Source organism: Rhizobium leguminosarum bv. trifolii WSM2297 (assembly GCF_000271845.1).
The window spans coordinates 4,355,557-4,381,534 of sequence record NZ_JH719395.1; the positions used below are offsets into that span (position 1 = coordinate 4,355,557).

The 25,978-nt window shown below is 62.0% G+C and carries 24 protein-coding genes; 15 read left to right on the forward strand and 9 right to left on the reverse strand.

Going from position 1 to position 25,978, the window contains the following annotated elements; translation table 11 throughout:
• Positions 1-7: 7 nt before the first annotated feature.
• Positions 8-1,096, forward strand: a complete 1,089-nt coding sequence (locus RLEG4DRAFT_RS36305) for an ABC transporter ATP-binding protein (RefSeq protein WP_003584303.1) — start codon at positions 8-10, stop codon at positions 1,094-1,096.
• 176 nt (positions 1,097-1,272) lie between these two features.
• Entirely contained in the window at positions 1,273-1,626 is a 354-nt protein-coding gene (locus tag RLEG4DRAFT_RS36310; RefSeq protein ID WP_037092480.1) for a hypothetical protein, read from the forward strand.
• Positions 1,627-1,795: 169 nt separating this feature from the next.
• Here the strand turns inward: RLEG4DRAFT_RS36310 and RLEG4DRAFT_RS36315 are convergent, their stop codons facing one another.
• Positions 1,796-2,314, reverse strand: coding sequence for a DUF6428 family protein (locus RLEG4DRAFT_RS36315; RefSeq protein WP_003584304.1), 519 nt, complete (start codon positions 2,312-2,314; stop codon positions 1,796-1,798).
• Between the two features lie 42 nt (positions 2,315-2,356).
• On the opposite strand from RLEG4DRAFT_RS36315, the gene RLEG4DRAFT_RS36320 reads away from it, so the two are divergent.
• From RLEG4DRAFT_RS36320 to arsC, 3 genes are read left to right on the forward strand one after another with little or no spacing between them, the layout of a single operon-like run.
• Positions 2,357-2,761 (forward strand): ArsR/SmtB family transcription factor, encoded by a 405-nt coding sequence (locus tag RLEG4DRAFT_RS36320; RefSeq protein ID WP_003584305.1) that lies wholly within the window; start codon positions 2,357-2,359, stop codon positions 2,759-2,761.
• The gene (locus RLEG4DRAFT_RS36325; protein ID WP_003584306.1) at positions 2,761-3,456 is read left to right on the forward strand and encodes an MIP/aquaporin family protein; all 696 of its coding nucleotides are present in this window, start codon (positions 2,761-2,763) and stop codon (positions 3,454-3,456) included. Before RLEG4DRAFT_RS36320 ends, RLEG4DRAFT_RS36325 begins: the two co-directional genes overlap by 1 nt.
• Positions 3,453-3,875, forward strand: a complete 423-nt coding sequence (arsC, locus tag RLEG4DRAFT_RS36330) for an arsenate reductase (glutaredoxin) (RefSeq protein WP_003584307.1) — start codon at positions 3,453-3,455, stop codon at positions 3,873-3,875. The genes RLEG4DRAFT_RS36325 and arsC overlap by 4 nt, the downstream gene beginning before the upstream one ends.
• Before the next feature lie 69 nt (positions 3,876-3,944).
• Here the strand turns inward: arsC and edd are convergent, their stop codons facing one another.
• The 5 genes from edd to RLEG4DRAFT_RS36355 form a co-directional block, all read right to left on the reverse strand.
• A complete protein-coding gene (edd, locus tag RLEG4DRAFT_RS36335; RefSeq protein ID WP_003584309.1) occupies positions 3,945-5,768 on the reverse strand; it encodes a phosphogluconate dehydratase in 1,824 nt (607 codons plus the stop codon).
• A 77-nt stretch (positions 5,769-5,845) separates the two neighbouring features.
• On the reverse strand, positions 5,846-6,544 hold the full coding sequence (gene pgl / locus RLEG4DRAFT_RS36340) for a 6-phosphogluconolactonase (RefSeq protein ID WP_003584310.1): 699 nt from the start codon (positions 6,542-6,544) through the stop codon (positions 5,846-5,848).
• Between the two features lie 10 nt (positions 6,545-6,554).
• Complete coding sequence (gene zwf, locus RLEG4DRAFT_RS36345; RefSeq protein WP_003570253.1) at positions 6,555-8,030, reverse strand: glucose-6-phosphate dehydrogenase; 1,476 nt, start codon at positions 8,028-8,030, stop codon at positions 6,555-6,557.
• A 134-nt stretch (positions 8,031-8,164) separates the two neighbouring features.
• Positions 8,165-9,463 (reverse strand): NAD(P)/FAD-dependent oxidoreductase, encoded by a 1,299-nt coding sequence (locus tag RLEG4DRAFT_RS36350; RefSeq protein ID WP_003584311.1) that lies wholly within the window; start codon positions 9,461-9,463, stop codon positions 8,165-8,167.
• Between the two features lie 9 nt (positions 9,464-9,472).
• A complete protein-coding gene (locus tag RLEG4DRAFT_RS36355) occupies positions 9,473-10,909 on the reverse strand; it encodes a glutamine synthetase family protein (protein ID WP_003584313.1) in 1,437 nt (478 codons plus the stop codon).
• Between the two features lie 107 nt (positions 10,910-11,016).
• On the opposite strand from RLEG4DRAFT_RS36355, the gene RLEG4DRAFT_RS36360 reads away from it, so the two are divergent.
• From RLEG4DRAFT_RS36360 to RLEG4DRAFT_RS36370, 4 genes are all read left to right on the forward strand, one after another.
• Positions 11,017-12,216 carry an NAD(P)/FAD-dependent oxidoreductase gene (locus RLEG4DRAFT_RS36360; RefSeq protein ID WP_003584315.1) on the forward strand — a complete coding sequence of 400 codons (1,200 nt, stop codon included), beginning with the start codon at positions 11,017-11,019 and terminating at the stop codon, positions 12,214-12,216.
• 179 nt (positions 12,217-12,395) lie between these two features.
• Complete coding sequence (locus tag RLEG4DRAFT_RS41080; RefSeq protein WP_003584317.1) at positions 12,396-12,539, forward strand: hypothetical protein; 144 nt, start codon at positions 12,396-12,398, stop codon at positions 12,537-12,539.
• Between the two features lie 314 nt (positions 12,540-12,853).
• Positions 12,854-15,385: a methyl-accepting chemotaxis protein gene (locus RLEG4DRAFT_RS36365; RefSeq protein WP_003584319.1), complete on the forward strand. Its 2,532-nt coding sequence runs from the start codon at positions 12,854-12,856 to the stop codon at positions 15,383-15,385.
• 150 nt (positions 15,386-15,535) lie between these two features.
• Positions 15,536-17,377, forward strand: a complete 1,842-nt coding sequence (locus RLEG4DRAFT_RS36370; RefSeq protein ID WP_003584320.1) for a methyl-accepting chemotaxis protein — start codon at positions 15,536-15,538, stop codon at positions 17,375-17,377.
• Here RLEG4DRAFT_RS36370 and RLEG4DRAFT_RS36375 read toward each other — a convergent pair.
• The gene (locus tag RLEG4DRAFT_RS36375) at positions 17,350-17,604 is read right to left on the reverse strand and encodes a hypothetical protein (protein WP_003584321.1); all 255 of its coding nucleotides are present in this window, start codon (positions 17,602-17,604) and stop codon (positions 17,350-17,352) included. The two genes, RLEG4DRAFT_RS36370 and RLEG4DRAFT_RS36375, sit on opposite strands and share 28 nt — an antisense overlap.
• Positions 17,605-17,692: 88 nt before the next feature.
• On the opposite strand from RLEG4DRAFT_RS36375, the gene RLEG4DRAFT_RS36380 reads away from it, so the two are divergent.
• Positions 17,693-18,562, forward strand: a complete 870-nt coding sequence (locus tag RLEG4DRAFT_RS36380) for a LysR family transcriptional regulator (RefSeq protein WP_003584323.1) — start codon at positions 17,693-17,695, stop codon at positions 18,560-18,562.
• Between the two features lie 51 nt (positions 18,563-18,613).
• Here the strand turns inward: RLEG4DRAFT_RS36380 and RLEG4DRAFT_RS36385 are convergent, their stop codons facing one another.
• Positions 18,614-18,850: an SMc00767 family acetate metabolism repressor gene (locus tag RLEG4DRAFT_RS36385; protein ID WP_003584324.1), complete on the reverse strand. Its 237-nt coding sequence runs from the start codon at positions 18,848-18,850 to the stop codon at positions 18,614-18,616.
• 21 nt (positions 18,851-18,871) lie between these two features.
• Positions 18,872-20,161: an isocitrate lyase gene (gene aceA / locus RLEG4DRAFT_RS36390; protein ID WP_003584326.1), complete on the reverse strand. Its 1,290-nt coding sequence runs from the start codon at positions 20,159-20,161 to the stop codon at positions 18,872-18,874.
• 191 nt (positions 20,162-20,352) lie between these two features.
• Between aceA and RLEG4DRAFT_RS36395 the strand changes: the two genes are divergently transcribed.
• The 5 genes from RLEG4DRAFT_RS36395 (at position 20,353) to RLEG4DRAFT_RS36415 (ending at position 25,955) form a co-directional block, all read left to right on the forward strand.
• Positions 20,353-21,762: a helix-turn-helix domain-containing protein gene (locus RLEG4DRAFT_RS36395; RefSeq protein ID WP_003584329.1), complete on the forward strand. Its 1,410-nt coding sequence runs from the start codon at positions 20,353-20,355 to the stop codon at positions 21,760-21,762.
• Between the two features lie 125 nt (positions 21,763-21,887).
• Positions 21,888-22,985, forward strand: coding sequence for a polyamine ABC transporter substrate-binding protein (locus RLEG4DRAFT_RS36400; RefSeq protein WP_003584330.1), 1,098 nt, complete (start codon positions 21,888-21,890; stop codon positions 22,983-22,985).
• 89 nt (positions 22,986-23,074) lie between these two features.
• Positions 23,075-24,217 carry an ABC transporter ATP-binding protein gene (locus tag RLEG4DRAFT_RS36405; RefSeq protein ID WP_003584331.1) on the forward strand — a complete coding sequence of 381 codons (1,143 nt, stop codon included), beginning with the start codon at positions 23,075-23,077 and terminating at the stop codon, positions 24,215-24,217.
• A gap of 4 nt (positions 24,218-24,221) precedes the next feature.
• Positions 24,222-25,133, forward strand: a complete 912-nt coding sequence (locus RLEG4DRAFT_RS36410) for an ABC transporter permease subunit (protein ID WP_003584333.1) — start codon at positions 24,222-24,224, stop codon at positions 25,131-25,133.
• A gap of 3 nt (positions 25,134-25,136) precedes the next feature.
• Positions 25,137-25,955, forward strand: a complete 819-nt coding sequence (locus RLEG4DRAFT_RS36415; protein ID WP_003584335.1) for an ABC transporter permease — start codon at positions 25,137-25,139, stop codon at positions 25,953-25,955.
• Positions 25,956-25,978: the final 23 nt, after the last annotated feature.

Below are 25,978 nucleotides of genomic sequence, written 5' to 3' on the forward strand. Positions count from 1 at the left end.
GAGAGACATGACTGGACTGACGCTGAAGGACATCCGCAAATCCTACGGTTCCGTGGACGTTCTCCACGGCATCGACCTCGATATCAAGCAAGGCGAGTTCATCGTCTTCGTCGGTCCGTCGGGCTGCGGCAAGTCCACGCTTCTGCGCATGATCGCCGGTCTCGAGGCGATCACCGGCGGCGAGATGTATATTGACGGCCATCTCGTCAACGACGTGCCGCCCTCCAAGCGTGGCATCGCCATGGTCTTCCAGTCCTACGCGCTCTATCCCCACATGACCGTCTTCGACAATATGGCTTTCGGGATGAAGATCGCCGGCGAAAGCAAGCAGGAGATCGAACGTCGCGTGCGGGCGGCGGCCGAGAGCCTGCAGCTGACAAAATATCTCGATCGCCTGCCGAAAGCACTTTCCGGCGGCCAGCGCCAGCGCGTGGCGATCGGCCGCGCCATCTGCCGCGATCCGAAGGTCTTCCTGTTCGACGAGCCGCTCTCCAACCTCGATGCGGCGCTGCGCGTCGCGACCCGCATCGAGATCGCTCGCCTGAACGAACAGATGGCTGATACGACCATGATCTACGTGACTCACGACCAGGTCGAGGCGATGACGCTCGCCGACCGCATCGTCGTTCTCTCCGCCGGTAATATCGAGCAGGTCGGCGCGCCGCTGGAGCTCTATGAGCGCCCGGCCAACCTTTTCGTTGCCAAATTCATCGGCTCGCCGGCGATGAACATCATCCCGGCGACCGTTGCCGGAACCGGAAGCCAGACGACGGTGACGCTGACCGGCGGCATGTCGGTGACATTAGATGTGCCGACCGGCGCCTCTGAAGCCGGCAAGCAGGCAAGCTTCGGCGTTCGCCCGGAGGATCTGAGGATTGCCGACGGCGCCGACTATCTCTTCGAGGGCGAGGTGTCGATCGTCGAAGCGCTCGGCGAAGTGACGCTTCTCTATATCGAAGGCCTGGTCCCGGGCGAGCCGATCGTCGTCAAGCTGCCCGGCATTTACGATGTGAAGAAGGGCCAGAGGATGCGTTTTGCCGCCGACAGGCAGAAGTTGCATCTGTTTGACGCAACCGGCCACACTTACCGGAAATGAGGTAGCCATTTTTGGGGTGATAATCCCGAGAATTGCGCTGGGCGGACCAGATTCTCACTTTCTGTTAAAGATCGGCTGCTACCTTTTTCCCATCGATTTATGAGGGGGAAAAGCACGTGGCCGCTTCCAATCCATCACAGCCCAAATCTCATTTCCTGAGCAAGGAAGAATCCTTCATGTATGACCGCGAACAGCGGTTCAAGATGGAGGACACGATGAATGCCGCGCGCATCGAATATACGGAAAAGGGCGTCATGCACGCGGCTTCGCGCCGCTGCGATATCGTCCGTATTTCGATGAGCAGCGCGACGCTGGCGATCCTCACCCAGTTCAACCTGCCGAAACAGTTCTATCTGGATATTCCGGATGCCCGCATCACCAAGGTCGGCTGCCTGCTGATGAAGGTCAACGCCAACAACACGATCGAAGTCCGCTTCCTGCGCCTGCTGACGCAGAAGGAGCTGAACAAGATCTTTGTCTACAGCACCCATCCGGCGCACCGCGACTACGTGCTCGATATCCGCGCCTGACGCCATAAGTCCTGACACCCGAAAACCCGCGGAGTGCTTCACGCGCGCCGCGGGCTTTTGTTTGCGGGATCGTCAAGTTCAGCTTCGCTCTGTTGGCGCTCTTCCCGGTCGACGGTGTTTCGCAGCTCGACGCTTTATGCTGACACTCAACTAAAGACGGGTTGCACCATCAGGCGCAGCAAGCGCTCTTTCCCGTCGAGGGGCCGCAGCACGCTTGGATTTGCTGCTCGGCGAGCCAGCGGTCACGCGGCTTGCAGCTGGCCGGCCGCGGCGACAGCTCGACATGGATGCTGTCCGCGCGAAGCGTTGGCAGCGCAGCACAATAGAGCCGCATCGGCTGCACGCCATCGCTGACCTCGAATGTCAGTTTTGCGCTCTCCCCGAGCTTTGCGTGCTCCGTGACCTTGCGGACGATCGCATGGAACTTGCCGGCAGGCATATGGCTGCGATCGCCATCTTCTATATCCCAAAGCTGGATGAAGATCTCCGTCCAGCTTTCCGGATTGGCGCCGCAATCGAGCGCTGAGAACTGGCCGGCCTTTACCTCGGTGACGTGGTAGCCGGGCTTCACCGGACGGCCGTCATAGTAGAAAATCAGCGATGAGTTCTCGGCCGCCGCAAGCATGCCCATAAGGTCGCCGAGGCAGATATCGTCCTTCTGCATTTTGCCGTTGTCGATCACGTTCATCTGCGGTAATCCTCGTTTCAATTATTCAAGGATTGTTGAAATATGGATCAACGTCAAGCTCTCATCTCCTTCGCGGCGCTCTCGCAGGAAACCCGTCTTCGGATCGTCCGCATGCTGGTGATAGCCGGTCCGGACGGCATGGCGGCCGGCATGATCGCCGACAAGGTGGAGGTCTCGCCGTCGAATGTCTCATTTCACCTGAAGGAGCTGGAGCGCTCCGGACTGATCGACCAGAAACGAGAAGCCAGATCGATCATTTACACCGCGAGCTACGAAACCCTCGGCGGTCTCGTCCGCTTCCTGATGGAAGACTGCTGTGGCGGCCGTCCGGAAATTTGCGCACCGGCGGCGGAAGTGGCCGCATGTTGCGCTCCTGCGCCGGAAACCCACCTTCGGCAGATCGGCGCCATGGAGGGCGCGACGGCAAAACCATTCGAGGCCAGCTGATGAACGGCTTCGATTTGCCGCGCCGGCTCGTCGCCGAGGGATTTGGTACTGCCATGCTAGTAGCAACGGTTGTGGGCTCCGGCATCATGGCCACATCGCTGATGCAGGACATCGGTCTGGCACTGCTGGGCAATACGCTGGCGACCGGCGCAATCCTTGTGGTGCTCATTACCGTGCTCGGGCCGATCTCCGGCACGCACTTTAATCCGGCGGTCTCTCTGATCCTTGCGATCTCGCGCGAATTGCCGGGGCGTGATTTTGCCGGTTACGTCCTCGTACAGATCATCGGTGGCATAGTCGGCACAATCGCCGCGCATCTGATGTTCGACCTGCAATTGTTGGAGCTATCCACCAAGGTTCGAACCGGCGGGGCGCAATGGTTCTCCGAAGCTCTGGCGACCTTCGGCCTGGTCGCCGTCATCCTTGCCGGGATCAAGTTCGAACAGAAAGCGGTGCCGTGGCTGGTGGGGCTCTACATTACCGCTGCATACTGGTTCACGGCCTCGACCTCCTTTGCCAATCCCGCCGTCGCGCTGGCCCGGTCGTTGACGAACACCTTCTCCGGCATTCGCCCGGTCGATCTTCCTGGCTTCTGGATCGCCGAGATTGCCGGCGCGGTCGCAGCACTCTTCCTGTTCACCTGGCTCTTGCAGCCAAATGCTCCATCAACCGTATCGTCAGAGGCGAAACTATGAACGTCACGATCTACCACAATCCGGACTGCGGGACGTCGCGCAATACGCTGGCAATGATCCGAAATGCCGGCATCGAGCCGACCGTCATCGAATACCTCACCTCGCCGCCATCGCACGACGAACTTGCAAAAATGATCGCCGATGCCGGCCTGACGGTTCGCGAGGCGATCCGGGAAAAGGGCACACCCTACGCGGAACTCGGCCTCGATAATCCGAAACTCACCGACGATCAGTTGCTCGACGCTATGATGAGGGACCCGATCCTGATCAATCGCCCCTTCGTCATCACGCCGCTTGGAACCCGTCTGGCGCGGCCGTCGGAAGCGGTTCTCGACATCCTGCCGGACAGCCACAAGGGACCCTTCACCAAGGAGGACGGCGAGAAGGTGCTCGACGAGCACGGGCAGCGCCTTGTCTGACGGGCCAGCGACAGCGCTGCGCGTCTGACGGACGCGCAAGCAGCGCTGTAACACCTTTGCCGCCACGCATCAGTGGTGGAAGAGCACGCTCGCACCTTGATCCGAAGCGCCGACGGCGCGGCGGAAGGGTGCGAAGAGTTCGCGGCCCATGCCGAATTCATTGTCGGAGAGATCGACGGTCACCGGCTCGCGCTCGGCCAGATCGGCCGCATCGACGAGCAGCTCGAGCGTGCCCTTGATCGCATCGAGGCGGATGATGTCGCCGTCGCGGATGCGGGCGATCGGGCCGCCGTCGACCGCTTCCGGCGTGACGTGGATCGCCGCCGGCACCTTGCCTGAGGCGCCGGACATGCGCCCGTCGGTCAGCAGTGCCACGCGGAAGCCGCGGTCCTGCAGCACACCGAGCGGCGGCGTCAGCTTGTGCAGTTCCGGCATGCCGTTCGCCTTCGGACCCTGGAAGCGCACGACGGCGATGAAATCGCGGTTGAGCTTGCCTTCCTTGAAAGCGTCCTGCAGTTCCTGCTGGCTGTGGAAGATGATCGCCGGCGCCTCGATGATGTGACGCTCCGGCTTGACGGCGGAGATCTTGATAACAGCCTTGCCGAGATTGCCGCGCAGCATCTTCAGCCCGCCATTCGCCTGGAACGGCGTCTCGATGCTGGAGAGAACCTTGGGATCGACGCTTTTCTCAGGCGACGGCTCGCGCAGGACGCCGCCGTTTTCGCCGAGCCGGGCATCGACCGTATAGGCTTCGAGACCGTGGCCGAAGACGGTGCGAACGTCGTCATGCACCAGCCCATGTTTCAGGAGTTCCTTGATCAGGAAACCCATGCCGCCGGCTGCCTGGAAATGGTTCACGTCGGCAAGCCCGTTCGGATAGACGCGGGCGAGCAGCGGCACCACTTCCGAAAGCTCGGCAATGTCCTGCCAGGTGAGCTGGATGCCGGCTGCCCGCGCCATGGCGACGAGGTGGAGCGTATGGTTGGTCGAGCCGCCGGTCGCATGCAGGCCGACGACGCCGTTGACGATCGAGCGCTCGTCGATCATCTCGCCGGCCGGCGTGAATTCGTTGCCGAGCGCGGTAATCGCCAGCGCCCGCTTGGCGGCTTCGCGCGTCAGCGCTTCGCGCAGCGGCGTGCCGGGATTGATGAAGGAGGAGCCGGGCATATGGAAGCCCATGATCTCCATCAGCATCTGGTTGGAATTGGCGGTGCCGTAGAAGGTACAGGTGCCGGGGCCGTGATAGGATTTAGATTCCGCCTCCAAAAGTTCGGCGCGCCCGACCTTGCCCTCGGCAAAGAGCTGGCGCACGCGCGACTTCTCGTCGTTCGGCAGGCCGGTCGTCATCGGACCGGCCGGAACGAAAATCGAAGGCAGGTGCCCGAAGGACAGTGCCGCGATCACCAGGCCAGGCACGATCTTGTCGCAGACGCCGAGGAAGAGGGCGGCATCGAACATATTGTGCGACAGGCCGACGCCCGCCGACATGGCGATCAGGTCGCGAGAGAACAGCGAAAGCTCCATGCCCGGCTGCCCTTGCGTGACGCCGTCGCACATCGCCGGCACGCCGCCTGCCACCTGCGCCACGCCGCCTGCCTGGGCCGCCGCCTCGCGGATGATCGCCGGATAGGTCTCGAACGGCTGGTGGGCCGAGAGCATGTCATTATAGGCGGTGATGATGCCGAGATTGGGGATGCGGTCGCCGGCGAGCGCATCCTTATCGGCGGGGGAACAGACCGCAAAGCCGTGGGCAAGGTTGGCGCAGCCGAGCACCGAACGCGCTACACCTTTGGATGCGGCGGCGCGCAGTCGCTCCAGATAGCGCTCGCGGGTTGGCTTCGAGCGTTCGACAATGCGATCGGTGATCGCAGAAATGCGTGCGTGAGCGGACATGGAAAATCCCTGCCTTGTTCGTTGTATCATCTGTTTCGGCGGCTTTGGCCTGATATTCGATCCGGATTGACGGCCGATCAGGGAGCCCAGTAGATCTCGACCGGGGAAGTGGCCCGGCGCAGAATGGCGCGGATCGGCATGTCTGCCTCTTCACCTTTGCCTTCTGCCTTGGCGAGAACGTCTTTTTTGCCTTCGCCCTCGATATGGAGAACCAGGAGTGCGGCATCCTCAAGACTGGAGAAGGTGAAGGTCAGGCGCGGCTCGCCGGCCCCTTCCGCTTTCATGGTGATAATGCCGCGTGGCGTCGATGGATCGAGCGCCTTGGCCAGATTGCTGCCGCCGGGAAAGAACGAGGCCGTGTGGCCGTCGCCGCCCATGCCGAGAATGACGACGTCGAAGGGGATGCCGATTTCGGCGCTCTTTTCAGTCGCAAGCCGTGCAGCTTCTTCTACGGAGGCGGCGGGCTGGTAAAGCGGCACGAAACGCGCCGACTTCGCCTTGTTCTGCAAGAGATTGGCATCGACCAGCATATGGTTCGAGCGCGCATTGTCAGCCGGCACGAAACGTTCGTCGACAAGCGTGATCGTCACCTTGTCCCAGGCGATGTCGCGGGTCGACAGTGCCTGGAAGAAGGCCTTCGGGGTCGAGCCGCCGGAAACGGCGATGGACGCCGTTCCGCGGGCTGATATCGCCGCCGAAAGCGTATCGGCGACCTTGTCGGCGAGGGTCTCGGCGAGATCTGCAGGGCTGGCGAAGGAATGCAGGGTCGATGCCATCGGTTCCGTCCTAGATATCGTCATGCCAGGTGCGACCGTCACGCTCGATCAGCGCGATGGCCTGGCTCGGGCCCCAGGTGCCGGCGGTATAACCCTGCACCTGCTGGCCGGTGGTTTCCCAACCCTTGAGGATCGGATCCACCCATTTCCATGCGGCTTCGACTTCGTCGCGGCGCATGAACAATGTTTGGTTGGAGCGGATCACGTCCATCAGCAGACGCTCGTAGGCGTCCGGATTGCGGACGTTGAAGGCCTGGGCGAAGCTCATGTCGAGCGAGACGTTGCGCAGGCGCATGCCGCCCGGGCCTGGATCCTTGATCATCAGCGACTGTTTGACGCCCTCATCCGGCTGCAGCCGGATGATCAGCTGGTTGGCAACGATGCGTCCGGCCGCCTGGTCGAAGATCGCATGCGGGATCGGCTTGAAGGTGATGACGATCTCGGACATGCGTCCGGTCAGGCGCTTGCCGGTTCTGATGTAGAAGGGAACGCCCGCCCAGCGCCAGTTGTTGATCTCGGCCTTGATGGCGACGAAGGTCTCGGTGTTCGAGACGCCGCCTTCGAGTTCTTCGAGATAGCCCTTGACCGGGCCGCTGCCTGATGCGCCGGCGCGATACTGGCCGCGGACCGTCGCCTGCTCGACATTGGAGGCATTGAGCGGCTTCAGTGCGCGCAGCACCTTCAGCTTCTCGTCGCGGACGGCTTCCGAATCCATCGACGAGGGCACTTCCATCGCCGTCAGGCAGAGCAGCTGCAGAATGTGGTTCTGCACCATGTCGCGCAATGCGCCCGCGGTGTCGTAATAGCCGGCACGGCCTTCGAGGCCGACCGCTTCGGCCACGGTGATCTGCACGTGGTCGATATAGTTGGCGTTCCACAGCGGCTCATAGAGCGCGTTGGCAAAGCGCAGCGCCATCAGGTTCTGCACCGTCTCCTTGCCGAGATAGTGGTCGATGCGGAAGATCTGTTCTTCCTTGAAGGCGCGGCCGATCGTGTCGTTGAGCTGCAGCGCCGAGGCGAGGTCGCGGCCGATCGGCTTTTCGACGACGATGCGGGTCGACTTGGTGATCAGCTTGTGGTCGTGGATCTTCTGCGAAATATCGCCGAAGATGCCGGGCGCGACGGCGAGATAGAAGGCGCGCACGCGCTCCTTGCCTTCGTCGAGCAGCTTCTTCAATTGGTCCCAGCCGGTATCCGTGCGGGCATCGACCGAGACGTAGTAGAGACGAGCGCAGAACTTCTCTACTTCTGCTTCGTCATATTCGCCCTTCTTCAGGTGCTCGTTCAACGCATCCTTGGCGAATTTGCGATATTCCTCGTGCGAAAGCGGGCTGCGCGAAGCGCCGATCACCCGGGTCGGTTCGGAGAACTGGCCCTCGATCTGGCGATGGTACAGCGCGGGCAGAAGCTTGCGTTCGGCAAGGTCGCCGCTGCCGCCGAAGACGACGTAATCAAAAGGCTCAACGGGAATGATTTGGCTGCTCATGAGCTTATCTCTCAATCAGGCTGGTTGGCGGCTCTTTTAATCTAATCGATTTAAAAAAGCCAGTGTGCAGTGCAATGAATCTGTCAGGCACCGGTTTTAGAGCGAATTTCTGGAAGAGGAAATCCGCAAACGGACTAAAACTTGTCGCGAAGCGCAAACCACGACAAGGCGAGGAAAAGCAACGGCGCCCGCATCCGGGCCCCGCCGGGAAAGGCGGGAATATCGAGCGACGCGAAGAGATCGAGATCGCCGGATTTTCCAAGCACCGTTTCCGCATAGAGCTTGCCACAGTAGTTTGACAGCATGACGCCATGGCCGGAATAACCGCCGATCGAGATGACGCCGGGCATGACTTCGCGCACGAAGGGCTGGCGCGGCATGGTGATGCCGACGCTGCCGCCCCAGGCATGGGTGATGTCGATATCCTTGAGTGCCGGGTAGATCTCGGCGATCTGCCGGCGGATGTGCTCGGAAATGTCCTTCGGATTGTCCGACGTATAGGCCTCGCGCCCGCCGAACAACAGGCGGCCGTCGCCGAACTTGCGAAAGTAGCGCACGACGAAACGCGAATCGGCGACAGCCTCGCCGCCCGGCAGCACCTCGGGATGCCGGTCGAGCGGCGCGGTGGCGCCGATGAAGGAGCGGATCGGCATGACATGGCTTGCCGTCACCGGCTCGAGGTTGCCGATATGGCCGTTGCAGGCAATCAGCGCACGGCTTGCGATGATCGTCCCCCTGTCGGTTTCGATCGTCACCTTGCCGGCGCTTTGGCGGATCGCCTTTGCCTTGGTCATCTCGAAGATATCCGCCCCGGCGTTGGCGGCGACCCGTGCCAGGCCGATGAGCAGTTTCAGCGGATGGATATGGCCGGTACCGACATCGCGCACGCCGCAATAAAAACGCTTCGAACCGAGCCGCTCCTGCGTTTCCTTCTCGTCCATGAAGCTGATGTGCGGATAGCCGTAGCGCTCTGCGGCAATCGCGGCATTTTCATAATAGTCGCGTTTGTAGCTCGCCTTGTGCGCGACGTTGAGCTGGCCCGGCGCATAGTCGATCTCGATCTGGTGCTCGCGGGCGAAATCGATGAGATGGCGCTTGGCCGCCTCGGCAAGATCAAACAGCGCCTTCGAGCGTTCGTAACCGATCTTCTCCTCGAGTTCTTCCGGCCACCATCGCTGGCCGGTGCCGAGTTGGCCGCCATTGCGCCCGGACGCCCCGTCACCGAAGCGACAGGCCTCGATCAGGACCACCGAAACGCCTGCTTTGGCGAGATTATAGGCGGCCTGCAGGCCGGTATAGCCGCCGCCGATGATGGCGACGTCACATGTCCGCGAGCCGTCGAGGGCGGCATAGGTCGGCCGCTCCCCGACGGTTGCCTGATACCAGGATAGGCCCGGCGCGATCGGGCTCTGCCACATCTCCTGCGATGCCATGACGCTCCCTCACACGTTGAGCAGAAGGAATTCCCGCTCCCAGGGGCTGATCACCTGCATGAAGGTCTCGAACTCGCCGCGCTTGACGCCGGCATAAAGGCCGATGAACTGCTTGCCGAAAATCTCTTCGAAGGCAGGCTCGTCCTCCATCAGCGCCACGGCCTCCAACAGGCCGCGCGGCAGGTCGATCGAGCCCTCATTGGCCGAATCCTCGGTCGGCGCCGTCGGTTCGATCTCTTTCATGATGCCGAGCAGGCCGGAGGCGAGTGAGGCGGCGAGCGCCAGATAGGGATTGGCGTCCGAGCTCGGCAGCCGGTTTTCGACGCGCCGCGCCTGCGGATCGGACACCGGAACGCGGAAGGCTGTCGTCCGGTTGTCGTAACCCCAGGCATTGTTGACAGGGCAGGACATATCGGGCTGCAGACGGCGGTAGGAATTCACATAGGGCGCCAGCATCGCCATCGCGCTTGGCACGTATTTCTGCATGCCGCCGATGAAATGGAAGAATTCCTTCGAGGCCGATCCGTCGGGATTGGAGAAGACGTTCTTGCCCGTCTCGATATTCACCACCGACTGATGGATATGCATCGCCGAACCCGGCTGACCCTGCATCGGCTTGGCCATGAAGGTGGCGTAGATGTCATGTTTCAGCGCTGCCTCGCGGATCGTGCGCTTGAACAGGAACACCTGGTCGGCAAGTTCGATCGGATTGCCGTGGCGCAGGTTGATCTCGAGCTGCGCCGGTCCCTCTTCATGGATCAGCGTATCGATCTCCAGGCCCTGTTTTTCCGAGAAATGGTAGACGTCGTCGATCAGCTCGTCGAATTCGTTGATGCCGGCGATCGAATAACCCTGGCCGCCGAGGATCGAGCGGCCCGACCGGCCCTTGGGCGGGTGCAGCGGATAGTCGGGATCGTCATTCTTGGCGACCAGGTAGAATTCGATCTCGGGCGCCACGATCGGTTTCCAGCCGCGCTCATGATAGAGGCTCAAGATGCGTTTCAGCACGTTGCGCGGCGTATAGGGCACTTCCCCGCCGTCCGAATCGACGATGTCGCAGATCACCTGCGCCGTCGGGTCGGTTTCCCAGGGCACGACCGAAAGCGTCGAAAGATCGGGCATCAGCTTCAGGTCGCTGTCGCGCGGCTCATAGCGGAAGCTCTCGGTCTCGTCCGGATATTCGCCCGAGATCGTGTGCCGGTAAATCGCCGAAGGCAACGCAAGCGAGGTGTTCGAGGTGAATTTCGAGCTCGGCATCATCTTGCCGCGCGGAACGCCGGCAAGGTCCGGCGTGATGCATTCGATGTCTTCGATGCCCCTGTCCCTCAGCCACCGCGCTGCTTCCTTCCAGTTCGCAACGCCACGCAGAGATCCGGGGTCCGGGGGAGTCTTCTTCGAGGCGGGTACGTTTCTGGCAGGCTTCAGCGTCGTCTTTTTTGGGGACATGACACACCGGTTTGGTTGATCGTGGCGCCATCATAACCAGACTTTGCCAATTGGCGAGAGGTTGAGAACGTTGACTTTCGCCCTTCGATGGAAAAGAAGACGCTGTCTTGATCGGGGAAACGGGTTTGCAGCGCAAAAGCGACGTCATCGTCATCGGCGCCGGGGCAGCGGGCATGATGGCGGCCATCCGCGCGGGAAAACGCGGCCGCTCGGTGGTGATCCTCGACCATGCCAGGGCGCCCGGCGAGAAGATCCGCATATCGGGCGGCGGCCGCTGCAATTTCACCAATATCCATGCCGGGCCGAAGAATTTCCTCTCCGACAACCCGCATTTCTGCAAGTCCGCACTTGCCCGTTTCACGCCTGCCGATTTCATCGCCATGGTCGACCGCCACGGCATTGCCTGGCATGAAAAGACGCTCGGCCAGCTGTTCTGCGACGACAGCGCCAAAGACGTCATTCGCATGCTGCTGAGTGAGATGCGCAGCGCCGGCGTGCAGCTGCATCTCGGCACCGAGATATCAGGTGTCGAAAAGGTGGAAGCGGGCTTCCGCGTCTCGACAGGCGAGGGCGCCTTGGAAGCATCGTCGCTGATCGTCGCCACAGGCGGCAAGTCGATCCCGAAGATGGGCGCCACCGGCTTTGCCTATCGCCTGGCTGAGCAGTTCGGTCTTCCCGTGCTCGAGACCCGCCCCGGCCTCGTGCCGCTGACGCTCGATCCCGGCCTGCTCGAGGCGATCGCGCCGCTCGCCGGCATTTCCGCCCCGGCCGAAATCCGCCATGGCAAAACCGCTTTCCGCGAAGCGCTGCTGTTTACCCATCGGGGGCTGAGCGGCCCCGCCATCCTGCAGATCTCCTCCTATTGGCGCGAAGGCGACGAGATCGTCGTGGGAATCGAACCGGATATCGACATTGCAGCACAACTGAAGACGGCAAAGCAGCGAAATGGCCGCCAGTCGCCGCAGACTGCTCTTGGCGACCTCCTGCCGAAGCGGCTGGCGCAGTTTCTCGTCGAGCGCGAAAAGATCTCCGGCAATATGGCCGACCTGCCGGACAAGGTGTTGCTGCGGCTTGCCGCGAGCGCCCAGAGCTTTACGGTCAAACCCTCCGGCTCGGAAGGCTACCGCACCGCCGAAGTGACGCTCGGCGGTATTGATACGGCAGCGCTCGATTCCCGCAGCATGGAGGCGAAGGCCGTGCCCGGGCTTTATTTCATCGGCGAATGCGTCGACGTCACCGGCTGGCTCGGCGGCTATAATTTCCAATGGGCCTGGGCCTCCGGATTTGCGGCCGGCGAATGCGTTTAAAGCTCTTTGTTTAGCATGTCGCCCGGAAGGCTGCGCGCAAGCAACACCGATTCAAGACTTCTTAATCCAGGTGCGCCATCCTGTCTCAATTGGTGGTTTGCAAGATCGTTCCTAGATAATGCTTTACCGGCAAGCTGTTTTGTTGGATTGTTGTATCAGACAGAAGTGAGGTTTCGACCATGAGCGAAAACACACGACGCGCCCGCGCCATCGCAATTGCTGAGGCTAAACCGAATGCCCGGATGGTCGCCCTGCGTTATCTGATGCTTGCAGCCGGCGCCACCGCCGCCAGCCTCGCACTGCTGCTCTCGCACTTTCTCTGATCCTGTCTGCCGGCCTTGAAAGACCAATGCGGCATGTTGCTTGCCGCGCTGCGGCTCCTCGGCCGGCAATTTGCAACTATTTCACTGCCTTGGCTTAAGCTGCCATCCCCGCTTATCCGAAAATTAATATCTAATCTGACACAATTGCCCGCGATTATTTGGGCATCTCCAAGTTGTTTGGACATGAACTGGCAATGACTGCCGCCTGGCTTCCGGGTTCCCCAATGTAAATTTAAAAGCAGCTCGATGTGCACCCGGCCGGCGCCAAAATGGCCGCCTGCGGGAGGAGTGGTGTATGAAAGGCCCGGAACGCCATGTTGATTGATAAGATTCTTTCCCGCTTCAGGATCAAGACGAAAGTCCTGATCTTCGTTCTGCCTTTCGTCGTCACCATTTCGGCGGTCGGTCTGACGGGCCTTTACGCTTCGGGACTTCTGCAGGGCCGCATGGAAATATCCAATAGCGTCTTGCAGTCTTTGAGCGGGTTCAAGGATCTTTACGGTTCGATGGACGATTTCCTGCGCGTCACCAGCCCGGAGGCCCGCAATAAGCTGACCGCCGAGCTGAAGACCCAGCAGGGCGTGCTCGACCAGACGCTGAACCAGGTGGGCGACGAGGCCGCCGGCCGCGACAGCCTGGCCGAAGCGTCGCGCCGCACCAAGGATATTTCGGGCGTCATCGACAAGCTCTGGGCGCTGCACGAGCAGGAGCAGGCACTGCACGAGCAGATCGACGCGGCGCAGAAGAGCTTGATCAGCACTCGCTTCACGGTCTCCTACCAGGCCGAAGAATTGCAGACCGCGCTCCAGAACGACGAGGGTGCCGCCACCATCACGCTGCGCACGGCCGACCGCCTGCTGAAGGGCGGCGATTTCCTCGGCACCGTTGCCAGCGGCTACAGCAAGCCGCAGACGCCGCAGGACAAGATCGCCTACATCAACGAACAGATGCCTGCGATCATCAAAGCCCAGCGGCAGATCGCCATTTCTGTTCCGACCAACCAGAAGAACGTTATCGACGCGCTGACTGCGACCATCGACAGCATCAAGGCAATCGCCGCAATGCCCGCTCCGACCGACGAGGACATCGCCGAACTTGGCCGCCTCGTTTCGCGCTTCCGCCAGACCTCGACCTATACGCAGCTGACGGCAACGCAAAAGATGCGTGAGGCGACCCAGCGTTTCGCCGAGCTCGAGGGCCGCATCGCCCAGACCAATTCCGTCCTGCAGGATACGCGGCGCCTCGAAAATTCCGTCTATGCGCTGCAGATCGTCCTTTCCGATTTCCTCGCCAACTCAAGCAAGGATAATCTCGTCCGTCTGCAGCAGCAGGCCGGCACGCTTGGCAAGGACATGCAGGTGCTGATCACCAGCGCCAAGGGCATGGGTTTTGCCGAGGGCATCTCGGGCGCGATCCAGCCGGCACTGGACGCCATCTCTGGCGGCGGCTCGAAAATCGTCGATACGATCGGCGAGCGCGTCACCGCCTATGCCGCGGCCCGCCAGGAACTCGACCAGATCTGGACGAAGCTCACCGATTTCGCCGAACTGCAGAAACAGACGGCCGGCACCGAGCGCACCCAGGCAAACAGCATCTCCGTCATGACCACCGGTCTCGGCATCCTCCTGTCGATCCTCGGCGGCATTGCCCTGGTGCTGACGCTGCAGCGCCCAATCAGCCATATCACCGCCGCCATGCGCCGCATCGCCGAAGGCGCGCTGGATACCAGCATCTCCGGCGAGCAGCGTCACGATGAAATCGGCGATATGGCCCGCGCGCTCGGCATCTTCAAGGAAAATGCCATCTCGAAGATCCGCATCGAGGAGCAGAGCGACGAAGAACGCGCCGCCGCCGAACATGAGCGCCAGCGCAACGATGCCGACAAGCGCGAAATGGATCGCCAGATCGAATTCGCCGTCAACGCGCTCGCCGCCGGTCTCGAACGCATGTCGCAGGGCGATATCTCGACGACGATCGAAACGCCCTTCATCGGCCGCCTCGAACAGCTGCGTCAGGATTTCAACGGTTCGATGATGCGCCTGCAGGCGACGATGAGCCAGATCCGCGACAATGTCGAACTGATCCAGGGCAACGGCAACCAGATGGCCCAGTCGGCCGAGGATCTGTCCAAGCGCACCGAACAGCAGGCTGCTTCGCTCGAAGAGACGGCGGCGGCCGTCGACGAGATCACCGTCACCGTCCGTTCGTCTGCCGAACGCGCCAAGGATGCCGACCAGATCGTCCGTCAGGCCAAACGCAGCGCCGACGATTCCGCCGTCGTCGTCAGCAACGCGATCGACGCGATGGGCCGCATCGAGGAAGCCTCGCGCCAGATCGAGCAGATCATCGGCGTCATCGACGAGATCGCCTTCCAGACCAACCTGCTGGCGCTCAATGCCGGCATCGAGGCGGCGCGCGCCGGTGAAGCCGGCAAGGGTTTTGCGGTCGTCGCCATGGAAGTCCGCGAACTCGCCCAGCGCTCCGCAGCCGCGGCGCAGGAGATCAAGGGCCTGATCAACAAGTCGACCAACGAGGTCAGCTCCGGCTCGCAATTCGTCCAGGAAACCGGCACTGTGCTCGCCAAGATCAGCGCTCAGATCGTCACGATCAGTCAGCATGTCGAGATGATCGCCCGCGCCAGCCACGACCAGTCCAATGCGCTGCAGAGCGTCAACGCAACCGTCAACCAGATGGACCAGATGACGCAGCAGAACGCCGCCATGGTCGAGGAGACGACCGCCGCCAGCCGCGAACTGGCCGACGAGGCCGGTTCTCTGCGCCGCCTCATCCAGCAGTTCAAGATCGACGGCGACGCCACAGCCGCGCCGGTCTATCGCGCCGCCTGATCGTCGCGCGATCCGGCTTCATTCGAACGGCTCCGGTTTTCCGGGGCCGTTTTTTGTTGCGAAATCGCACGTCCGGCGGCGCTGATTTACGGAAAATTTTCCTTAACGCCTTTCGTCTAATTTAGCCTGGTTATTCCGCCGGGGGTTTTGATGCTGCGCCTTTTCTCTACGTCGATCGTCCGTCAGATCGTTGCGATCACGCTGTTTCTGCTGGCAATCAGCACTGCTGCCATCGTTGGCGTGACCTATTACAATCTTAGCCGTCAGGTGATGGACGGGGCTGTCGCCGACGCCAGGGATGCCACCCGGGCGATGGCGGTGCTCTATGGCGCTGCCGACCAGGCGGCGAAGATCGAGCTGAAGGGCAACCAGCTCTCCACCGTCACCGAAGACGCCATTCCGGCGCTTGCCGATCACTCGCTGGTCGACCGCACCGCGCAGTCGATCGCCGGTGTTGCGACGATTTTCCAGAAGCAGGGCGGCGACTACGTCCGCATATCGACCAACGTCAAGAAGGAAAACGGCGACCGCGCCGTCGGCACCAAGCTCGTCGCCGAACATCCCGCCCAGCCGGTTCTCGCCAGGGGCGAGGCCTATTACGGCCAGGCCGAGCTTTTCGGCCGCAAGTTCATGACCGGTTATTTCCCGATCAAGAATGCCTCGAATGCCAATGTCGGCATTCTCTTCATCGGCATTCCGATGGAACTCTACTACGCAAGGCTGAACGAGCTGCAGATGCTGGTCCTGGGCGTCGGCGCCATCGTTATGCTGCTGGTCGGCGTTCTCGCCTTCTACGCCATCCGCCTGTCGGTGAAGCCTCTGCAGGCGCTGACTGCGAGCGTCCACTCGATTTCCTCCGGCGATCTCGATGGCGCGATCCCCTGTATCGACAAGAAGAACGAGTTCGGCGCCATCGGCCGGGCCTTGGCGCTGTTCCGCGACAGCGCCCGCGCCAAGCGCGACCTGGAAACGCAGGCCGCCGAACAGCGCTCCTTGAGCGATGCCGAACGCGCCAGAAACGATGCCGACAAACGCTCGCTGGACAGCCAGATCGACTTTGCCGTCAACCAGCTTGCCGCCGGCCTCGGGCGCCTGTCGCAAGGCGATGTCTCGGAAACGATCGGCACGCCCTTCGTCGGTCGCCTGGAGCAGCTGCGCGCCGATTTCAACGCCTCGCTGCTGCGGCTCCAGGATACGCTGTCCGGTATCCGCGACAGCGCCTCGACCATCCAGCGCAACAGCGGCTCGGTTTCTACCTCTGCCGGCGAGCTTTCGAAGCGCACCGAGGCGCAGGCGGCCAGCCTCGAGGAGACCGCAGCGGCAGTGGAGGAGATCACCGTGACGGTTCGCTCGTCCGCCGAGCGTGCCCGTGAAGCCAACAATGTCGTCGCCGCCACCAAGAAGACGGCCGATAATTCCGGCGCCGTCGTCGGCGATGCCGTCGCCGCCATGGAGCGCATCGAGCAGGCTTCGCAGCAGATCGAGCAGATCATCGAGGTGATCGACGATATCGCCTTCCAGACCAACCTGCTGGCGCTGAACGCCGGCATCGAGGCGGCCCGCGCCGGCGAGGCGGGCAAGGGTTTTGCCGTGGTTGCGCAGGAGGTCCGCGAACTCGCCCAGCGTTCGGCCGATGCGGCGCGCCAGATCAAGTCGCTGATCGAGACATCCAGCCGGGAAGTGACGGTGGGCTCCGAACTGGTCCAGAAGACCGGCAGTGTCCTTGCCTCGATCAGCCACGAGATTATCGCCATCAGCGGCCATGTCGAGACCATCGCCACCGCAAGCCGAGATCAGTCGGCCGCATTGCAGGAGGTTAACGGTTCGGTAAACGCCATGGACCAAATGACCCAGAAGAACGCTTCGATGGTGGCCGAGACGACGCAGGCAAGCCGCCTGCTCGCCGGCGAGGCCGACACACTGATGACGCTGATCGAGCGCTTCCGCATAGCAGCGCCCGCCGCTCACCTCGGGGCAAGGAAAGTCGCCTGAGGCGCGCGGTGTCCGTTGCCGCAGGATTGCGCCGCAGTTTTGCGGCGTAGTCCCTTGGATGCAAGGCGCTTCATGATGAGGTCGAGCGAGGTCAACCAGGTGGCGAAGCCAATGAGGCTGCTGTCTCCGAACTCGGCATAGAACCGATCCTCGTCCGCCTTGCTCCCGCTTGGCCTGCGAGTGTGGCGATATCCCAGGGTGCCCGCGATGGTGATCATGTCGATCATGGCGATGTCCTTTCTGTAGAAGACATCCTTGATTTAGGCATCGAATATCTCTTCATAAACAGGGAAAATCCCGCTATGTTTTTCATCGATGAAAAACGCGAATTGGGATTCCTACCAGCTTTTCCTACAGGTCGCCCGCCTCGGCGGCCTGACGGGGGCAAGCACGGCAAGCGGGCTCAGCCCGGCGACCGTCGGCCGGCGCATGCTCGATCTCGAACAGGAGGTCGGCCGCGCCCTATTTTCACGCAGCCAGACCGGCTACCGCCTGACCCAGGATGGTCAGGCGCTGCTCGATCACCTTCAGGAGATGGAGGCCGCTGCCCGCAAGGTGGAGGCGTGGCGGCAATCGGGCGAGGGCGGCACGACCGTCAGGATCACCGCCGGCACATGGGTCGCCTGGCTGCTGACGGAGAATTTCGCCGCCATCCGCATGCCGGGCGACGGCTTTGCCATTTCGCTGACCATCGGCGAGGCTCGGGCGAGCCTTGCCTATCGCGAAAGCGATATCGGCATTCGCGCCTTCGAGCCTGAGGAGGCCAATCTGGCCGCCCGCCGGCTCGGCGAGGTGGCCTATGCCTGTTATATCAGACGCAACGCCGCCGAGACGGACGAGCGCTGGATTGCGGTTGCCGAGGAGGAGGCGATATCGGCCTATCTGCGCTGGCCGCACGCCCATGCCGCTACCGATATCGTCGCCACCGTCAACCGGCCGCGTTCGCTGCCCGATCTGGTGCGCGCCGGCGCCGGCAAGGCGGTGCTCCCCTGTTTCGTCGGCGATCTTCATCCCGATTTGCAACGGCTTGGTGGTGAACTTCCGGAATTGCGCCACGCGCAATGGATCGTCATGAACGCCGAGGACCGCCATCGCCCGGAGATCCGCACGGTCGCCGACCGCATGACCAAGCTGATCAGAAGTTATGCCGATCTCTTTGCCGGAAAACGGCCGAGCCGCGGCTGAAATCTACGATGAAACGCCCGCACACCTCTTGGGATGCGCGGGCATTTCTCTTTAATGCCGGTTGGTGACGACGACGGGGATCAGCAGGTCGCCCCAGTTGCCGTCGCCGCCGTGATGGCGGGCCGAGCGCACCAGCTCGACCGAGACGCCGGCCTCGACGGCCTTCATGACTGATTGGTTCAGCCGATGCAGGTCGTTGGCGAGCATGCGGATCGTCGTCTGCTGATCCTCGCTCATGCTGGTCGATTGCTCCTCGGCCCGTTCTCTGACACGTGAAATGGATGCCATGATTTTCTTCTCCTCTTCGCCTTATTCCGCAGCCGGTTTGAACTGCGCATGTTCGGTGGAATCGTGCATTGCCGTCGTCGAAGACCGGCCGCCGGTGATGGCGAGCGACACGGCGTCGAAATAGCCGGTGCCGACCTCGCGCTGATGTTTGGTGGCGGTATAGCCGTTGACCTCGGCGTCGAATTCCGCCTGCTGCAGTTCGGAATAGGCCGACATCTGCCGCTGCTTGTAGCCGCGCGCCAGTTCGTACATGCCGTAGTTCAGCTGGTGGAAGCCGGCCAATGTGATGAACTGGAACTTGTAGCCCATAGCCCCGAGTTCGCGCTGGAACTTTGCGATCGTCGCCTCGTCGAGGTATTTCCTCCAGTTGAAGGACGGCGAGCAATTATAGGCAAGCAGCTTGCCCGGATGGACCTTGTGCACGCCTTCGGCAAAACGCCGCGCCTGGTCGAGGTCGGGCTTCGAGGTCTCGCACCAGATGAGATCGCAATGCGGCGCATAGGCGACGGCCCGCGCGATGCAGGGCTCGATGCCGTTTCTGACCTGATAGAAGCCTTCGACCGTGCGCCCGGCGTCATAATCGACGAAGGGCTGGTCGCGCTCGTCGATGTCTGAGGTCAGAAGCTTTGCCGCTTCCGCATCGGTGCGGGCGATGACCAGCGTCGCAACGCCCATGACGTCGGCGGCAAGCCGCGCGGCGTTGAGATTGCGGATATGGGCGGCCGTCGGGATCAGCACCTTGCCGCCGAGATGGCCGCACTTCTTCTCCGAGGCGAGCTGATCTTCGAAATGGACGCCGGCCGCACCCGCCTCGATATAGGCCTTCATGATCTCGAAGGCGTTGAGCGGCCCGCCGAAGCCGGCTTCCGCATCGGCGACGATCGGCGCAAACCAGCTGTCGACGGAAAGCCCCTGGCCCTCCGAGGTCTCGATCTGATCAGCGCGCTGCAGCGTGCGGTTGATGCGCTTGGCAAGCTCCGGCCCGGCATTGGCCGGATAGAGCGACTGATCGGGATACATCGCCGATGCCGTATTGGCGTCGGCCGCTACCTGCCAGCCGGAGAGATAGATCGCCTTCAGCCCGGCGCGTACCATCTGCATGGCCTGGTTGCCGGAAAGCGCGCCGAGCGCATTGACGAAATCCTCCTGGCGCAGCAGCCGCCACAACCGGTCCGCCCCCATTTCGGCGAGCGTATGGGTCAGCGCCACCGAGCCCCTGAGCCGCCGCACGTCATCGGCCGAATAGGGCCTGTCGATGCCGTCGAAGCGGCCCGCCGGTGCATTTGGAACAAGCTTGTAAAAATCGGTCATGCTGATCTCCTCACTAAAATCGATATCGGGGGGTGTTGATGACAAGATTGACAATATCGTGCGGTATGGCCAGGAAAACCTTTGATTTCCAGCTCGGAAAGAGGTTAAGATGACGAGGATTGACAGAGCGGCACTGTGAATTTGTAAAGTTTTGTAAATCTTGGTGCCGCTGGCTGTCAAAGGGTGTGACAATGGCGGAACGGAAGATCTTCGCAGGCCCGAAATTGCGGCGCATCCGCAATGCGTTGGCGCTGACTCAGACCGCCATGGCCGAGGCGCTCGAAATATCGCCCTCCTATCTGAACCTGATCGAACGCAACCAGCGGCCGCTGACGGTGCAGCTTCTCTTGAAGCTCGCGGCCGTCTACAGGGTCGATCTGGAGGAGTTGCGCGGGCAGACCGGCGGCAGTCTCGGTCAGCTCAAGGAAGTCTTTGCCGATCCGCTGCTTTCGGGCGAGTTGCCTGGCGACCAGGAACTGGTGGAGGTGGCCGAGGCCGCACCCAATGCCGCAAGCGGCATGATTAAGCTCTACCGCGCCTATCGCGAGCAGGCGGCAAGACTGTCCGATCTGACGGCGCTGATGGCTGCCGAAGGTCATGCGCCGGTTGCCGCCGGCCGGTTGCCGCTTGACGAGGTGCGCGAGACGCTGGAGCGCAGGTCTGCCTATTTCGGACGGATCGAGTCGGCGGCGGAAGCCTTTGCCGCAACGCTTCCCGGGGGTCTCGATCTTGCTGCTGGCCTGAAGGATTGGCTGCGCGCCGAGCGTGGCATTGCCGTGCGGGTTCTGCCGGTCCATGTCATGCCGGATTTGCGCCGCCGTTTCGATCGCCATTCGATGCGGCTGTTCATCTCGGAGCGCTTGTCGCCGGCCGATCGTGCGCACGAGATATCAGTCGAGGCTGCGACCCTCGCCTTGTCGCCGGCCATCGATGCCGAACTCGACGATCTCCAGCTCTCCTCGGCCGAGGCGCGGCGCATCGCCCGCTTCGAGCTTGCCCGCATCGCCGCCCTGGCGCTTGCCATGCCCTATGAGGCCTTCCTGTCCGCGGCGAAGACGACGCGCTACGATATCGACATTCTGCGGGCCCGCTTCGGCGTCTCCTTCGGCCATGCCGCAGCGCGCCTGATGATGCTGCAGCGGCCGGGAGCGGCCGCCGTTCCGTTCTTCCTGATCGAGATCGATGCCGCCGGCCATCGGCTGCGCCGGGCGGGCGCCCAGGGTTTCCCGCAGGCCCGTTTCGGCGGCGGCTGTCCGAAGCTCAATCTCCACGCCGCCTTCCTGCAGCCGGGCCAGATCCTCGCCGAAACGGTGGTCATGCCTGACGGCGCATCCTTCCTGACGGTCGCCCGCACCCTGGAGGGGCCGAGCGTCGAATTCGGCGAAAGGCTGAGGCGCACCGCAATCCTGATCGGCTGCGACGCCGCTCTTGGCGACGCACTGCTCTATGGCCAGGCAACAGTGCTCGAGCCGGTCGCAATCGGTCCGGCCTGTCGCCTCTGCGAGCGGCGCGGCTGCCTTTCCCGCGCCGAGCCGCCGGTGACGCGGCCGCTCGGGCTCGACGAGATGGTGGCGGGGCTCAGCGCCTTCGATTTCCAGTGATTGTGAAATCATTGAAGGCGCAGGATTTTGCGCTTGTGGGCTGTGAAATTCCTTCTTAGTCTGCGGGCAAAACCAGAGGGAAAAGATGTCCGGGTTGCGGGCTCTTTGAACAAGCAGGAGAAGTCATGAGGTCAATCATCCCAAGTGTGACGGCCGCCGCCGTTGCCGCACTTCTTGCCGCCGCGCCGGCCTTTGCCCAGGAGCGCGTGGTCAACGTCTACAACTGGTCGGATTATATCGACGACAGCATCCTGGCCGACTTCACCAAGGAAACCGGCATCAAGGTCGTCTACGACACCTTCGATTCCAACGAGACCGTCGAAACCAAGCTGCTTGCCGGCGGCACCGGTTATGACGTCGTCGTTCCCACAGCCGACTTCCTGCAGCGCCAGATCCAGGCTGGCGTCTTCCAGAAGCTCGACAAGTCGAAACTGCCGAACCTTTCCAACATGTGGGATGTGATCCAGCAGCGCACCGCCGAATACGACCCGGGCAACGAACACGCGGTCGATTACATGTGGGGTACCGACGGCATCGGCTACAACGTCAAGAAGGTTGCCGAAATCCTCGGTCCCGACGTCAAGCCCGGCCTCGAAGTGATCTTCGATCCGAAGGTCGCCGCAAAGTTCAAGGATTGCGGCATTTACGTTCTCGACACCCCGAAGGACGTCATCACCACGGCGTTTCGATATCTCGGCCTCGATCCGAACTCCACCAAGGCTGAGGATTTCAAGAAGGCCGAAGAGCTGCTGACGGCCGTCCGCCCCAATATCCGCAAGTTCCACTCGTCCGAATACATCAATGCGCTTGCCAATGGCGACATCTGCATCGCCTTCGGCTATTCCGGCGACATGCTGCAGGCGCGCGACCGTGCAGCCGAAGCCAAGAACGGCGTCGAGGTCAATTATTCGGTTCCCCCGCAGGGCGCCCAGATGTGGTTCGACATGATGGCCATCCCTGCCGATGCGCCCCACGTCGCCGAAGCCCACGAGTTCCTGAACTACATGATGAAGCCTGAGGTCATCGCCAAGGCGAGCGACCATACCTTCTATGCCAACGGCAACAAGGCGTCGCAGCAGTTTGTCAGCAAGGACATTCTGGAAGACCCGGCGGTCTATCCAACTGAGGAGGTGATGAAGAACCTCTTCACGGTCAAGCCGTGGGATCCGAAGACGCAGCGCCTCGGGACGCGCCTCTGGACGAAGGTCGTCACCGGCCAGTAATTTAAGCCTTGGGCCCGGACGGCAACGTCCGGGCCTTTCAATTACCGGCCGGGGTGGAGGCCGGAAAAACCTTATATTCGGGGAATAATATGAAGTCTCTCGGCAATATCCGCCGCGCTTTTGCGCCTTGGACCGATCCCTCTGCAAAACCCTTCATTGCTTTCAAGAACGTCACCAAGCGCTTCGGCAATTTTACCGCCGTCGACGATCTCTCGCTGAATATCTACCACCGCGAATTCTTCGCGCTGCTCGGCGCTTCGGGCTGCGGCAAGTCCACGCTGCTGCGCATGCTCGCCGGCTTCGAGCAGCCGACCTCCGGCGAGATCGTGCTCGATGGCACCGACATGGCCGGTACGCCGCCCTACAAACGGCCGGTCAATATGATGTTCCAGTCCTATGCGCTTTTCCCGCACATGACGGTGGAAAAGAATATCGCCTTCGGCCTCAGGCAGGACGGTATGGGCAAGGATGAGATGACCGAGCGCGTCTCGCAGATGCTGAAGCTTGTCAAGCTCGAGCAATTCGCCTCCCGCAAGCCGAACCAGCTTTCCGGCGGCCAGCGCCAGCGCGTGGCGCTGGCCCGCTCGCTGGCCAAACGCCCGAAGGTGCTGCTGCTCGACGAACCGCTTGGCGCGCTCGACAAGAAGCTGCGCGAAGAAACTCAGTTCGAACTGATGGACCTGCAGCAGAACCTCGGCCTCACCTTCGTCGTCGTCACCCACGACCAGGAAGAGGCGATGACCATGGCCGACCGCATTGCCGTCATGAGCCACGGCAAGGTCGTGCAGGTGGCTACACCGGCGGAGATCTACGAGGCGCCGAATTCCCGTTTCGTTGCGGATTTCATCGGCGACGTCAACATCTTCGACGGCAAGGTCGCCGCATCGGGCAACGGCACCGTCGAGATATCAGTCGACAGCGGCTTCAGCGTTCGCGTCGCCTCTTCCGAGACACCTGAGGCAGGCAGTGCCGTCGGCTTCGCCATCCGGCCGGAAAAGATGCGGGTCGGGCGCCAGCCGCCGGCCAACGCCTCGGTCAACGCCGCCAGGGGCGAACTCTGGGACATCGGCTATCTCGGCGACATGACCGTCTTCCATGTGAAATTGCAGAGCGGCAAGATCGTCAAGGCCTCTTCCCTCAATGCGCAGCGCTCCGTCGACGACCCCTTCACCTACGACCAGGAGGTCTGGATCTCGTTCGACGAAAACGCCGGCGTTCTGCTGAAGGATTGAGATCATGGGCAAGCTTACCTCCGGCCTCTACAACCGCCTCGTCATCACAATCCCTTATGCCTGGCTGCTGCTCTTCTTCCTGGCGCCGTTCTTCATCGTCTTCCGCATTTCGCTATCGACGACAGCGATCGCCATGCCGCCTTACGAGCCGGTCTTCTCGCTTGCCGACGGCTGGGCCGGGCTCTGGAGCAAGATCGGCGAGCTATCTTTCGACAATTACGCCTACCTCACCGAGGATGCGCTCTATATCAATGCCTACATATCGAGCGTGGTGATTGCCGGGATCTCCACCTTCCTCACCCTGCTGATCGCCTATCCGATTGCCTACGGCATGGCGCAGGCGCCGCGCACCATCCGCCCGACGCTGGTGATGCTGGTCATCCTGCCGTTCTGGACGAGTTTCCTCATTCGCGTTTATTCCTGGATCGCGATCCTGAAGCCGGAAGGCCTTCTCAATCAGCTTCTCCTGTCGCTGCACATCATCGACAGTCCGCTGATCATCCTCAACACCCCGACCGCCGTCTATATCGGCATCGTCTATTCCTATCTGCCTTTCATGGTGCTGCCGCTCTATTCGGCCCTGGAAAAGATGGACGGTACGCTGATCGAGGCAGCACAGGATCTCGGCTGCACGCCGATCCGGGCCTTCTGGCGCGTCACCTTTCCGCTGTCGATCCCCGGTGTGGTTGCCGGCTGCATGCTGGTGTTCATTCCCGCTGTCGGTGAATTCGTCATTCCCGACCTGCTCGGCGGTTCGCAGACGCTGATGATCGGCAAGACGCTCTGGAACGAGTTCAACGCCAACCGCGACTGGCCGGTCTCCTCGGCGGTGGCAACGATCCTGCTGATGATCCTGGTGATCCCGATCGTCTTCTTCCAGAATGCCCAGGCCAAGGCCGAAGAGCGGGGGAAATAAGCCATGCTGAAATGGACCCGCTTCAACATCGTCTCCGTCACGCTCGGCTTTGCCTTTCTCTACCTGCCGATCGTGCTTCTGGTAATCTTCTCCTTCAACGAATCGAAGCTCGTCACCGTCTGGGGCGGTTTCTCCACAAAATGGTATGTCTCGCTGCTCTCGAACCAGGGCCTGCTCGACGCCGCCTGGGTGACGATCCGTGTCGGCCTGCTGTCGGCGACGCTCGCCACCGTGCTCGGCACGATGGCGGCGCTGACGCTGGTGCGCTACACGCGCTTTCGCGGCCGCATGCTGTTTTCAGGCATGATCTACGCGCCGCTCGTCATGCCTGACGTCATCACCGGCCTGTCGCTGCTGCTGCTCTTCGTCGCCATCGGCTTCGACCGCGGTTTCTGGACGATCACGCTGGCGCATACTACGCTCACCATGTGCTTCGTCGCCGTCGTCGTGCAGTCGCGCCTGTTGAGCTTCGATCATTCGATCGAGGAAGCGGCACAGGATCTCGGCGCGCCGCCGTTGCGCACCTTTTTCGAGATCACCTTGCCGATCATCGCGCCGGCAGTGATCTCGGGCTGGATTCTTGCCTTCACCCTGTCGCTCGACGATCTGGTGATCGCCAGCTTCACTTCGGGGCCGGGCGCCACGACGCTGCCGATGCGGATCTACAGCCAGGTCCGCCTCGGCGTGACGCCGGAGATCAACGCGGTCTGCACGATCCTGATCGCCATCGTCGCGGTCGGCGTCATCTGCGCCTCGATCGTCACCAAACGCCGCGAAATCCAGCGCCAGCGCGACGAGCGGGCGGCGGCTGCCGGCGCCTGATATGGCGTGAAAACAAAAGAGCT

What these genes read in the sequence shown, in the direction of transcription:
- RLEG4DRAFT_RS36305 (WP_003584303.1), top strand. Translation starts at nt 8, where the DNA reads ATGACTGGACTGACGCTGAAGGACATCCGCAAATCCTACGGTTCCGTG.
- RLEG4DRAFT_RS36310 (WP_037092480.1), top strand. Translation starts at nt 1,273, where the DNA reads ATGTATGACCGCGAACAGCGGTTCAAGATGGAGGACACGATGAATGCC.
- RLEG4DRAFT_RS36315 (WP_003584304.1), bottom strand. Translation starts at nt 2,314, where the DNA reads ATGAACGTGATCGACAACGGCAAAATGCAGAAGGACGATATCTGCCTC.
- RLEG4DRAFT_RS36320 (WP_003584305.1), top strand. Translation starts at nt 2,357, where the DNA reads ATGGATCAACGTCAAGCTCTCATCTCCTTCGCGGCGCTCTCGCAGGAA.
- RLEG4DRAFT_RS36325 (WP_003584306.1), top strand. Translation starts at nt 2,761, where the DNA reads ATGAACGGCTTCGATTTGCCGCGCCGGCTCGTCGCCGAGGGATTTGGT.
- arsC (WP_003584307.1), top strand. Translation starts at nt 3,453, where the DNA reads ATGAACGTCACGATCTACCACAATCCGGACTGCGGGACGTCGCGCAAT.
- edd (WP_003584309.1), bottom strand. Translation starts at nt 5,768, where the DNA reads ATGTCCGCTCACGCACGCATTTCTGCGATCACCGATCGCATTGTCGAA.
- pgl (WP_003584310.1), bottom strand. Translation starts at nt 6,544, where the DNA reads ATGGCATCGACCCTGCATTCCTTCGCCAGCCCTGCAGATCTCGCCGAG.
- zwf (WP_003570253.1), bottom strand. Translation starts at nt 8,030, where the DNA reads ATGAGCAGCCAAATCATTCCCGTTGAGCCTTTTGATTACGTCGTCTTC.
- RLEG4DRAFT_RS36350 (WP_003584311.1), bottom strand. Translation starts at nt 9,463, where the DNA reads ATGGCATCGCAGGAGATGTGGCAGAGCCCGATCGCGCCGGGCCTATCC.
- RLEG4DRAFT_RS36355 (WP_003584313.1), bottom strand. Translation starts at nt 10,909, where the DNA reads ATGTCCCCAAAAAAGACGACGCTGAAGCCTGCCAGAAACGTACCCGCC.
- RLEG4DRAFT_RS41080 (WP_003584317.1), top strand. Translation starts at nt 12,396, where the DNA reads ATGAGCGAAAACACACGACGCGCCCGCGCCATCGCAATTGCTGAGGCT.
- RLEG4DRAFT_RS36365 (WP_003584319.1), top strand. Translation starts at nt 12,854, where the DNA reads ATGTTGATTGATAAGATTCTTTCCCGCTTCAGGATCAAGACGAAAGTC.
- RLEG4DRAFT_RS36370 (WP_003584320.1), top strand. Translation starts at nt 15,536, where the DNA reads ATGCTGCGCCTTTTCTCTACGTCGATCGTCCGTCAGATCGTTGCGATC.
- RLEG4DRAFT_RS36375 (WP_003584321.1), bottom strand. Translation starts at nt 17,604, where the DNA reads ATGATCGACATGATCACCATCGCGGGCACCCTGGGATATCGCCACACT.
- RLEG4DRAFT_RS36380 (WP_003584323.1), top strand. Translation starts at nt 17,693, where the DNA reads ATGAAAAACGCGAATTGGGATTCCTACCAGCTTTTCCTACAGGTCGCC.
- RLEG4DRAFT_RS36385 (WP_003584324.1), bottom strand. Translation starts at nt 18,850, where the DNA reads ATGGCATCCATTTCACGTGTCAGAGAACGGGCCGAGGAGCAATCGACC.
- aceA (WP_003584326.1), bottom strand. Translation starts at nt 20,161, where the DNA reads ATGACCGATTTTTACAAGCTTGTTCCAAATGCACCGGCGGGCCGCTTC.
- RLEG4DRAFT_RS36395 (WP_003584329.1), top strand. Translation starts at nt 20,353, where the DNA reads ATGGCGGAACGGAAGATCTTCGCAGGCCCGAAATTGCGGCGCATCCGC.
- RLEG4DRAFT_RS36400 (WP_003584330.1), top strand. Translation starts at nt 21,888, where the DNA reads ATGAGGTCAATCATCCCAAGTGTGACGGCCGCCGCCGTTGCCGCACTT.
- RLEG4DRAFT_RS36405 (WP_003584331.1), top strand. Translation starts at nt 23,075, where the DNA reads ATGAAGTCTCTCGGCAATATCCGCCGCGCTTTTGCGCCTTGGACCGAT.
- RLEG4DRAFT_RS36410 (WP_003584333.1), top strand. Translation starts at nt 24,222, where the DNA reads ATGGGCAAGCTTACCTCCGGCCTCTACAACCGCCTCGTCATCACAATC.
- RLEG4DRAFT_RS36415 (WP_003584335.1), top strand. Translation starts at nt 25,137, where the DNA reads ATGCTGAAATGGACCCGCTTCAACATCGTCTCCGTCACGCTCGGCTTT.